Annotated in this window: 10 protein-coding genes; 6 read left to right on the forward strand and 4 right to left on the reverse strand. The window is 64.3% G+C overall.

Going from position 1 to position 10702, the window contains the following annotated elements; all coding sequences use genetic code 11:
* Window positions 1-8 precede the first annotated feature (8 nt).
* From ABI213_RS09060 to ABI213_RS09070, 3 genes are all read left to right on the forward strand, one after another.
* Complete coding sequence (locus ABI213_RS09060; protein ID WP_348006727.1) at window positions 9-716, forward strand: class I SAM-dependent methyltransferase; 708 nt, start codon at window positions 9-11, stop codon at window positions 714-716.
* 90 nt (window positions 717-806) lie between these two features.
* Complete coding sequence (locus tag ABI213_RS09065) at window positions 807-1547, forward strand: hypothetical protein (protein WP_348006726.1); 741 nt, start codon at window positions 807-809, stop codon at window positions 1545-1547.
* Between the two features lie 3 nt (window positions 1548-1550).
* The gene (locus ABI213_RS09070) at window positions 1551-2171 is read left to right on the forward strand and encodes a DUF1349 domain-containing protein (protein WP_348006725.1); all 621 of its coding nucleotides are present in this window, start codon (window positions 1551-1553) and stop codon (window positions 2169-2171) included.
* Between the two features lie 112 nt (window positions 2172-2283).
* Here ABI213_RS09070 and ABI213_RS09075 read toward each other — a convergent pair whose 3' ends face one another.
* The 3 genes from ABI213_RS09075 to ABI213_RS09085 all read right to left on the reverse strand — a co-directional run bounded on the left by ABI213_RS09075 (window position 2284) and on the right by ABI213_RS09085 (window position 5311).
* On the reverse strand, window positions 2284-3105 hold the full coding sequence (locus ABI213_RS09075; RefSeq protein ID WP_348006724.1) for a hypothetical protein: 822 nt from the start codon (window positions 3103-3105) through the stop codon (window positions 2284-2286).
* 45 nt (window positions 3106-3150) lie between these two features.
* A complete protein-coding gene (locus ABI213_RS09080) occupies window positions 3151-3729 on the reverse strand; it encodes a sel1 repeat family protein (protein ID WP_348006723.1) in 579 nt (192 codons plus the stop codon).
* A 175-nt stretch (window positions 3730-3904) separates the two neighbouring features.
* Entirely contained in the window at window positions 3905-5311 is a 1407-nt protein-coding gene (locus ABI213_RS09085; protein WP_348006722.1) for an FAD-linked oxidase C-terminal domain-containing protein, read from the reverse strand.
* Window positions 5312-5366: 55 nt separating this feature from the next.
* Between ABI213_RS09085 and ABI213_RS09090 the strand changes: the two genes are divergently transcribed.
* Entirely contained in the window at window positions 5367-5933 is a 567-nt protein-coding gene (locus tag ABI213_RS09090) for a cob(I)yrinic acid a,c-diamide adenosyltransferase (protein WP_348006721.1), read from the forward strand.
* Between the two features lie 87 nt (window positions 5934-6020).
* On the opposite strand, the gene ABI213_RS09095 is transcribed toward ABI213_RS09090, so the two are convergent.
* Window positions 6021-6950, reverse strand: coding sequence for a LysR family transcriptional regulator (locus tag ABI213_RS09095; RefSeq protein WP_348026804.1), 930 nt, complete (start codon window positions 6948-6950; stop codon window positions 6021-6023).
* 97 nt (window positions 6951-7047) lie between these two features.
* On the opposite strand from ABI213_RS09095, the gene ABI213_RS09100 reads away from it, so the two are divergent.
* Window positions 7048-8391: an aspartate aminotransferase family protein gene (locus ABI213_RS09100; RefSeq protein WP_348007684.1), complete on the forward strand. Its 1344-nt coding sequence runs from the start codon at window positions 7048-7050 to the stop codon at window positions 8389-8391.
* A 126-nt stretch (window positions 8392-8517) separates the two neighbouring features.
* A partial coding sequence (locus ABI213_RS09105; RefSeq protein ID WP_348026806.1) for a histidine kinase dimerization/phospho-acceptor domain-containing protein occupies window positions 8518-10702 on the forward strand: 2185 nt, incomplete at its 3' end.

A 10702-nucleotide genomic window follows, 5' to 3' on the forward strand; every position in this document is an offset into this window, starting at 1 on the left:
GCTGGCCCTTGCCCGCGTTGCTCGCCTGGGGCGGTGCCTGGGCGCTGTTCACCACGCTGCAGCAGCTCGGTCTGCCGGGCGCCGTCGCGCTGCTGCTGGCGACCGCAGCAGGGGCTGCTTGCAGCCTGCTGGGGCCCACCTGGTGGCGGCGCGGACTGATTGCGGCGGGTTTCCCGTTGTCGCTGGCGCTGTCCGGCGCGGTGGCGTTACCGGCCTGGGCCTGGCTGCTGCCACTGGCCTTGTTGCTGCTGGTCTACCCCCTGAACGCTTGGCGCGATGCCCCGCTGTTTCCCACCCCCGCCCGCGCCTTGCAGGACCTGGCGGTGGTGATTCCCTTGCCCGAGGGCGCGCTGGTGCTGGATGCGGGCTGCGGACTCGGCCACGGCCTGCAATCCCTGCGCCTGGCCTATCCCCATGCCCGCCTGCACGGCCTGGAGTGGAGCTGGCCGCTGCGCGCCGTCTGTGCCCTGCGCTGCCCCTGGGCGCGGGTGCGCCAGGGCGACATCTGGCGTGCCGACTGGGCACCGTATGCGCTGGTCTACCTGTTCCAGCGGCCCGAGAGCATGGCCCGTGCTTTCGGCAAGGCCCAGGCGCAGATGGCAACCGGCACGTGGTTGGTGAGTCTGGAATTCGAGGTGGAGGGCGTGGTCGCCGCCGGTCGGCTGCAGGCTCCGGACGGGCGGGCGGTGTGGCTGTACAGGGTCGTACAAAAATAAAAATTTGACGCGGTATGTAGGAGACACATTTTGAAAAACCTGCCCTTGGTGCTCTAGGCGGCCATTGCCGACCTGTCCCAGCTACCCGACGTGGAAGCCATTGTTTTGAGCGGTTCGCACGGCTCCGGGATGGTGGACGCACTGTCGGACTACGACTTGTATGTGTATTCCGACCAGCCCATCCATGCCGATGCGCGGCGCAGCGTACTCCATGCCTACTGCCGCAGCATGGAGTGGGACAACCGCTTCTGGGAAACCGAGGACGATGGCCTGCTGGCAGACGGCACCCCGGTAGAGTTCATTTACCGCAGTTTCAACTGGCTTGAAGGTGTGCTGACCCCGGTGGTCGAAGGCGCGCAGGCCAGCGTGGGCTACACCACCTGCTTCTGGGCCAACCTGTTAAACAGCCGTATTCTTTTTGACCGCCACGGCCGTGCTGCGGCACTGCAAGCGCGGTTCAAGGTGCCTTATCCGGCCCGCTTGCAGCAGGCCATCATCGCCAAAAATCTGCCGCTGTTGGCCCACGCCAGTTGTTCGTATCTGCACCAGATCGAATTTGCATTGCAGCGTGACGACAGGCTCAGCGTGCAGCACCGCCTGGCGGGGCTATTGGCCAGCTACTTTGATATTCTTTTTGCTGCGTACCAAAAGCCGCATCCGGGCGAAAAACGCCTGCTGCTGCATCTGGCGGCGCTGCCCGATGCGCCCGACCACGGCATCCACCGTTTGCTGGCGGCTGCGGTGGTGTCGCCCGCCGAGTTGCCAGGCCTGCTGCGCCAGTTGGATACCGATCTGCGGGCCTGGTTAAAAACCCGCAACCTACAGGACTAAACCATGGGCGATTCAGCTTTTTCCCTTGACTTCACTGCGCCTACGTTGAGCAGTCGGCTCCAATGGCATGCCGAACCATCACAGTGGCAGATCGACACCGCCCGCCAATGCTTGCGCATCCAGCCGGATGCACACACCGATTTCTGGCAGCGCACCCACTATGGGTTTGAGGTGGATAACGGGCATTTCCTGCATTTGCAGGCCACAGGCGACTTTGTGTTGACCACCCGGCTCACCTCGCTGGCCCTGCACCAATACGACCAAGCCGGGTTGATGGTGCGTTTATCGCCTGCATGCTGGTTGAAAACCTCGGTGGAATTTGAGCCACATGGCCCGAACCGGCTGGGTGCGGTGGTCACCAACGCGCAGTACTCGGACTGGTCCACGCAGGATATTGCCCAGGATGTGCGGACCGTCTGGTTCCGTATCCGGGCGGAAGACTGCGACTTCATCGTCGAGTCTTCCCTGGATGGCGTGAAATGGTCCCAAATCCGCATGGCGCATTTGCACGAGCGTGCGGCGGCAGCCTCGGTAGCCTGTGGCCTGTATGCCTGCAGCCCCAAAGCGGCGGGCTACGAGGCGCAGTTTTCACTGCTGCAATTTGAGCCGGGGCGCATCGCGTAGCTACACCGGGGCTGTGGCCCGGCGTGTGCCCACCAACGGGCGGCGGCTTGAAGTCTGACGGGCATGCAAAAAGCCTCCCGCAGGAGGCTTTTCAGCAAGGTGAGCCGCAGTGTTACTGGCCGACCTTCAGTACACCGCCCTTGCCCAGCCCGCCTTTGACTTCTTGCGCTTTGTAGTTGCGCAGCGAAATCACCATGCTGTTGTAGGCATCTACAAAAGCCGCAACGGTGGCCTTGCCCGCAGGGGTGCGCGAGAAGCCACTCAGGCCACCAGCCGCGCCGCCGCCAAACGCACCCAGCGCGGCACCGTAGTTGGTGGCGCTGGAGTTGCCTTCGGAAATCGCAATTTGCACCGACGAGCGGATGTCGAACAGCGACAGCGTGACGACCGAGGACTTGCTTTCCAGCGAACCCGCAACGGCACCCATGCCATGGCCGAGCAGGCCACCCAAGGCACCCGCAATCTTGCCGGTGGATTCGTTGTCAATGACGATGGCCGGATCCAGGAAGTAGTCGGCTGCCACACGCTGGCCCTTTTGCTGCGCCGAACCGGCGCGGAATTCACCCGAATTGCGCTGCTTGTCGGTAATGCCAGAGAGCTTGCTTTCCAAGCGGTTGTTGCCGATGGAGGTGATCACGAAGCAGTTGGACTGCTGCACTGCCAGGCGCAACAGGGGTTCGATGCTGGTGACCTGGGTGGCTGCGCCAAAGCTGGCATACCAATCCTTGCCACGGCCATCGTCCACGGCTAGCGTACCCATGGGCGCAGGGCAGCGCTCCAGGCTGGAATTGGCCCCTGCGCTGGTGCCGCCAGCCGCGCCGCCCTGCACGGCGGTGGGGGCATTGCCAGCGGTGATCTGGCCGCCGCCGCAACCAGCGAGGGCAAGGCTGCAGGCCAGGGCGGCCCAACGGAAGGAGTGTTGTGGTGTGTGCATGGCTCGGTCTTTCAATACGAAGGTTGCGGTTCAGGAAAAAATGGATTACCGGTAGTACCAGCCGGAAGGGCCCCAGGCCCAGTAGTAGACGTAGCCGGTGGCCCAGTAGCCGTACCACGACTTGCGGTAGGTTTCGCGCCAACGGTAGTTCTCTTGTTCGGTCTTTTTGGCCGCCTGGGCTTCGGCCAGCAGCTTGGTGGCTTCCTTGTTGCCGCTGCCGGAGGCGAGCAGCAGCCATTTTTCGGCCTCTTGGGGGTCGGAGCCCATTTCTTCCAGGCCCATCAGGTAGAAGCGGCCCAGCGCCAGTTGGGCTTGCTGGTTGCCGTGGTCGCCCGCCTCGCGCATCCAGCGCAGTGCCTGGTAGCTGTCGCGCTTGATGCCGTCGCCACGGAAGTAGCGCAGCCCCAGGTCGAAGGCCGCCTTGGGGTCTTTGTTGGCCAGCTGGGTCAGTGCGGCGATACGGCGGGTTTCTTCCGGGTTGTCGTCGTGGGTGGCATCGAAGGTGGACGAATTGCGGGGCCGGTCGGAGCAGCCGGTTTCGTCACAGATGCGAATGGTCTTTTCGGCGGTTTGGGCGCAAACGCTGAGTGAGGCCAGCAGAATGGGAAGCAGCAAACTTTTCATGGATTTCCCCAGGGCATCCTCAATGTAAACGGACCAATAAGTTTACATGCCTCGATGGCGCAGAGATAGCCCAAATGTCATCCATATTAGGGAACAGAAATCAGATGGTTGCCCCCCCTCTTGCGGTGGATGAGCATTCCTAATTTGATAGCTGTATACGCTGATTCAGTATGCACTAAAGCCTAAAAATCTTCCCCGGGTTCAGGATATTCAGCGGGTCCAGCGCCTGCTTGATCGCCCGCATCATGGCCACCGCGCCATCCCCGGCTTCGGCCACCAAAAAATCCATCTTGTGCAGGCCAATGCCGTGCTCGCCGCTGCAGGTGCCGTCCAGGCGCAGGGCGCGGGCTACCAGGGCATCGTTCAGGGCTTCGGCGCGGGCGCGTTCGTCGGGGCTGTTCGGGTCGATCAAATAGCCGAAGTGGAAGTTGCCGTCGCCCACGTGGCCGACCAAAAAGTAGGGGATGCCGCTGGCATCGGCCTCGGCCACCGAATCCAGCAGGCAGTCGGCCAGGCGTGAGATGGGCACGCAGGTGTCGGTGGAAATGGCTTTGCAGCCGGGCCGCGACTGCACGGCGGCGAAGTAGGCGTTGTGCCGCGCCGTCCACAGGCGGGTGCGCTCCTCGGGCGTGCTGGCCCACTCAAAAGCCTGGCCACCAAAGTCGGAGGCGATCTCTTGCACCAGCTCGGCCTGCTCTTTGACCCCGGTGGGCGAGCCGTGGAACTCCATCAGCAGCATGGGTTCCTCGCGCAGGCCCAGCTTGGCGTAGGCGTTGACCATGCGCACGGTGTGCGCGTCGATCAGCTCCACCCGGGCGATGGGCACGCCGAGCTGGATCACCTGGATGGTGGTGCGCACGGCGGCTTCGATGCTGGGGAAGGAGCAAATGGCCGCCGTTATTGCCTCGGGCAGCGGGTAGATCTTGAGGGTGATTTCGGTGATCACGCCCAGCGTGCCCTCGCTGCCCACCATCAGCCGCGTCAGGTCGTAGCCGGCGCTGGACTTTTTGGCCCGGGTGCCGGTGCGGATGGTCTCGCCGCTGGCCGTCACCACCTCTAGCGCCAGCACGTTTTCGCGCATGGTGCCGTAGCGCACGGCGTTGGTGCCGCTGGCGCGGGTGGCGCACATGCCGCCGATGGACGCGTCTGCGCCGGGGTCGATGGGGAAAAACAGGCCCGTGTGTTTGATGGCCTCGTTGAGCTGTTTGCGGGTCACGCCGGGCTGCACGGTGACCGTCAGGTCGTCGGCATCGATGCGGACGATGGCGTTCATGCGGCTGACATCCAGGCTGATGCCGCCTTGCACCGCCAGCAAATGGCCTTCCAGCGACGAGCCTACGCCGAAGGGAATGACGGGCACGGCGTACTGGCTGGCCAGCCGGACCGCATCCGCCACGTCGGCCGTGCTTTCGGCAAACACCACGGCAGCCGGGGGCGGCACCGAAAAAGAAGATTCATCGCGTCCATGGTGCTCGCGCACGGCCAGGGCGGTGGAAAACTGTGCGCCGAACCGGGCTTGCAGCGCCTCGGTCAGGGCGGGGGGCATGGCACGGAGGGCCTGGGTGGGCAGCGGCGCGTTCATGGTGTCTCCAATGGATGTATCCGACAATCGTAGCCCGATTCAAAAGAAAGCACTTATGGCCAACCGCCTCACGCAAATCGCCACCCGCACCGGCGACAACGGCAGCACCGGCCTGGGCGACAACACCCGCGTCTCTAAAAACAGCCTGCGGGTGCACGCCATGGGCGATGTGGACGAGCTCAACAGCCACATCGGCCTGCTGCTGTGCGAGGCCATGCCCGAGGGCGTGCGCAGCCTGCTGGTGGAGGTGCAACACCAGCTGTTCAACCTGGGCGGCGAGCTGTCCATCCCCGGCTTTGAGCTGCTCAAGCCCGAGGCCGTGCTGGCGCTGGACCAGGCCCTGGCCGAGCACAATGCCACGCTGCCCCGGCTGGCCGAATTCATCCTGCCCGCCGGCACCCGCGCCGCCTCGCAAGCCCATGTGTGCCGCACCGTGGCCCGCCGCGCCGAGCGCACCGTGGTGGCGCTGGAGCAGCAAGACGCCTTGAAGGACACGCCCCGGCACTACCTGAACCGGCTGAGCGACCTGCTGTTTGTGCTGGCCCGGGTGCTGAACCGCATGGACGGCGGGGATGACGTGTACTGGAAGAGTGAGCGTATGGCCCGGGATGCGGCCGCTTGAATGCTCTTATATCCGTAGCTGCCTGCGCAGGTGCAGTCTGCGCTAGAGGCACTTTTTTCTTAAATTTTTGGTGGGAATATCCACAGCCTAGTTTCCGTGCGCCAGCCGCAAACACGCCTGCAGCGCCTTGGTGGCGCGTGACGGCTCGGGGGTACGGCGCGCGATGGCCAGAAATTGGCATGCGTAGCGGAACAGCGTGGGCTGCACGGCCCGCATCTGGCCTTTTTGCACAAAACCTTCGGCATAGTGGTCGGGCAGAAAACCCAGGTACAGGCCCGACAGGATCAGCGTGGCGATGGACTCCTGGTCAAACCCCGTAGCCTTGCGCGGCAGACGCTCGCGCTGGCTGATTTCCATATTCGGCGAGTGCTGGCCCAGCCCGGCAAACGGGTAGCGGCGCAGGTCGTCCCAGCCCATGGCCTGCATGTCTTGCGCAAACAAAGCATGCTGCGCGCCGCAGTACAACAGCATGGTTTCGCCAAACAGCGCGTCGTAGGCCAGGCTGTCGGATTGGCGGTGGCTGGGAATGATGCCCAGGTGGAAGCTGCCGTCCATCACCCCGCGCTCGATGGCGTGGATGGTGGCCACATGCAGGCACAGGCTGACCTCGGGGGCCAGCGCCGCAAACCGGGCAATCGCCGCGCTGATGCGGGCCTGCGGGTTGCTGGCGGTTTTGTCGAACATCGCCAGGTGCAGCTCGCCGCCCATGCGGTGGTGCAGCGCGTCCACGCTGGCGCGGAAAGCATCGGCTCCGGCCAGCAGGCGCAAGGTTTCGGTGTAGATCTGCTGGCCTTCGGGGGTCAGCGCAAAGCCGCTACGGCCCCGGCGGCACAGGGTCAGGCCGAGCCGGGTTTCCAGGTCTTTCACGTGGCGGCTCACGGTGGAGGTGCCGATGTTCAGCTCCAGCTCGGCCGCCGCCATGCCCCCGCACTCGACCACGCTTTTGAAGACCCGCAGCAGGCGGATGTCCATGTCGGTGAGCTGACCCAACACGGCCCGGTTCTTGGTTACTTGCATAAGTTGCTAACTGAAGATTGGTATTTAACTCTTTATGAGAGTAACAGGGGAGGCCAGAATCCGCCTATTCTTTTTACATCCGGAGCGCGCCATGGACATGACCGATACACAGCAACTCAGCCCCCGTCCCCGTACCGATGCCGCATGGCTCAACGCGCACTGGATGCCCTACACCGGCAACCGCAACTTCAAGGCCGACCCGCGCATCATTACCAGTGCCAAGGGCTGCTACTACACCGATATTGATGGCCGCCAGATTCTGGACGGCTTGTCGGGCCTGTGGTGTTCCGGCCTGGGCCATGGCCGTACTGAGCTCACAGCGGCTGCCAGCCGCCAGATGGCCACGCTGGACTACGCACCGGCGTTCCAGTTCGGCCACCCGCTGTCGTTCGAGCTGGCCAACAAACTGGTTGAATTGACTCCAGACGGACTGGACCACGTATTCTTCACCGGCTCGGGTTCCGAAGCCGCCGACACCTCGCTGAAGATGGCGCGCGCCTACTGGCGCACCAAGGGCCAGGCCAGCAAAACCCGTTTCATTGGCCGCGAAAAGGGCTACCACGGCGTGGGCTTTGGCGGCATCTCGGTGGGCGGCATCGGTGCCAACCGCAAGATGTTTGGCGAAGCCTTGCAGGCCGACCACCTGCCGCACACCCAGCTGAAAAGCAACGCCTTCACGCGCGGCATGCCCAAAACCGGCGTGGAACTGGCCGACGAGCTGCTGGACCTGATTGCATTGCACGATGCCAGCAACATCGCCGCCGTCATCGTCGAACCCATGTCTGGCTCGGCCGGTGTGGTGGTGCCGCCGGTGGGCTACCTGCAGCGCCTGCGCGAAATCTGCACTGCGCACAATATCCTGCTGATTTTTGACGAAGTGATCACCGGCTTTGGCCGCATGGGCGCGATGAGCGGTGCCGAGGCTTTTGGCGTCACCCCCGACATCATGAACGTGGCCAAGCAGATCACCAACGGCTCCCAGCCCATGGGCGCGGTGCTGGTCGGCAAAGAGATTTACGACACCTTCATGCACGCCGGTGCGCCCGACTACATGCTGGAATTCGCCCACGGCTACACCTACTCGGCCCACCCGGTCGCCTGCGCTGTGGCCCTGGCCACGCTGGACATTCTGGTGAAGGAAGACATGCCCCAGCGCGTGCGCGCCATTGCCCCGCATTTTGAAAATGCCGTGCACAGCCTGCAAGGTGCCAAGCACGTTACTGACATCCGCAACTACGGCCTGGCCAGCGGCATCACCTTGGCCGCCTACCCCGGCGAGCCCGCCCGCCGCCCGTATGAGGTGGCGATGGCGATGTGGAAGAAGGGCTTCTACGTGCGCTACGGTGCCGACACCATCCAGATGGCCCCGCCGTTTGTGGTCACCGCTGCCGAAATCGACAGTATGGTGAATGCGCTGGGCGAGACACTGAACGCCAGCTGATCCCCGTGATGGGCATGAAATAGGCTGCCCGCGCAGGTAGTACCTGCGCGGGAAGCTATCTATTTTGTAGTGTTTAGATGGCAAGCCCAAGTGGCGATTGGGTGTACATAAGGTTACATCCGCAGTATGGTGGAGCCCCGTGCGCTGATTTCAGGCCCCGCCACTCCCGTCCACTGCATGCCCATCGACCCACCGACTTCGGCGAACCTCCGACCCCGCGCGGCGGACACGCCTTCTGTGACGCAGGTCTTTGAGGCCCAGCTGCGCCAGCTCAATGGCTGGACCGGCATCTGCGCCTGCCTGTGGCTGGTGCTGGTCTACGCCGTAACGCTGTGGTTGTCGGGCCGGATCGTGGACGCGCACATCATGGACAGCGTCTCTATCGCTCAGATCGACGCGACCAGCACCGCCCGCATCATCGACCGCAAGTTCTCCGAGGTGGCCACGGTGGCGGCCTTGCTGGCCCAGCAGACCGCGGTGCAAGACCTGCTGACCGAATCCAACCCGCAGGCCGCGCGGCTGCTGGACATGTCCGAGGCCGAGCGACAGGCCAAGTTGCAGGCCGACCCGTTTGTGCGCTTCCTGGGCGATACCCTGGAGGTGACCCGCCTGCGGCAGGATTACAGCCAGGTGTTTGTGGTCAACGTGGCGGGCTTGGTGGTGGCCACCAGCGATAGGCGAAAGCCCGGCAGCATGCTCGGCCAGACCTACCTGGCGCGCAGCGACTTCAACGATGCCATGGAGCACGGCGTGGGCCAGCTGTTTACCCTCGGCCCGGGCCCGGGCAGTGATGCCAACCAGCCGGGCTTTTTTTATGCGCTGCGGGCCGACCGCGACGACGTGCCCCAGGGCGTGGTGGTGGTCAAGCACGATGCCAGCGCGCTGGCTCCCCTGCTGGCTGGCCACCAGATTGCGCTGGTGGTAGACCGCGTTGGCACCGTGGTCAGCGCCTCGCGCAGTGACTTCATGCTGCGCCATGTGGGCCCGTTGGCAGCGGTGCCGCCCGCCACGGCGCAGATGGCCACCATCCCGGTGCAGCGACCCGCCCACCTGCTGCACCCCAGCCACTGGGTGGTCGATGGCAACCCCTACCTGGTCAACCGTGTGCCGCTGGCCGAGCCCGGCTACCAAATCCTGGCCCTGGACCCGCTGGATGCGCTGGAGCCTATGGTGCGCTGGCACTACTCGTTGGGGTCGCTGGTGGCCGCACTGGGGCTGGGGCTGATCTTGTTGCTCAGCCGCGTTTCCAGCCAGATGATGCGCCACCGCCACACCGGGCTGCGGGTGGCGGCCGAGCACGCCGCCAGGTTGCAGGCCATGCTGGACAGCATTCCCACCCCCGTGTTCTACAAAGATGCCGCCACCCGCTTTCTGGGCTGCAACCAGGCCTACGAGCAGGCTTTTGGCCTGCATGCCCACGCCTTGCTGGGCACGACGGTGATGGAGCTGGAGTTCATCCCGTTGGCGCGGCGGCAGGTGATCCAGAACGAGCAGCTGTACATCATCGCCACCAACACCGGGGCGCGCCGGGAAGAGGCCTTTTTGTTTGCCGACGGGCAGGTGCATACCACCCTGTACTCGGTCAGCCCCTTCCACCATGCCGATGGCCAGGTGGCCGGGCTAGTGGGTGTGCTGGTGGACATCACCCCGCTCACCCAGGCCCAGGCCCAGCTACGCCAGGCCAAGGAAGTGGCCGAAGAAGCCACCCAGGCCAAGTCCATGTTTCTGGCCAACATGAGCCACGAGATCCGCACCCCGATGAATGCCGTCATCGGCCTGTCGCACCTGGCGCTAAAGACCGATCTGCATCCCACTCAGCGCGACTACGTCAGCAAGATCCACCGGGCCGGCGTGTCGCTGCTGGGCATCATCAACGACATCCTGGACTTCTCCAAACTCGAAGCCGACAAGCTGGAGGTGGAGCAGGTGCCGTTCCGTCTCGACGAGGTGCTCAACCACAGCGCCACGCTGCTGGCCGAGCGCATGGCCGACAAAGGCCTGGCCCTGGTGTTCGAGGTGGCCTCTGAAGTCGCCGTCACTCTGGTGGGCGATCCGCTGCGCCTGGGCCAAATTTTCACCAACCTGCTCAGCAACGCCGCCAAGTTCACCGACAAGGGCCTGGTCACGGTGGCCGTGACCACCGTGCAAACCGAGGCAGGCGACGCTAGCGCCCCCGGGCGGGTGCAACTGCGGTTTGAGGTGCGCGACACCGGCATCGGCATGACTGCCGCGCAGTCGGCCAAGCTGTTCCAGGCGTTTGCCCAGGCCGACGGCTCGGTGACCCGCAAATACGGCGGCACCGGGCTCGGCC

The organism is Rhodoferax sp., from assembly GCF_039922535.1.
Classification (GTDB): domain Bacteria; phylum Pseudomonadota; class Gammaproteobacteria; order Burkholderiales; family Burkholderiaceae_C; genus Rhodoferax_B.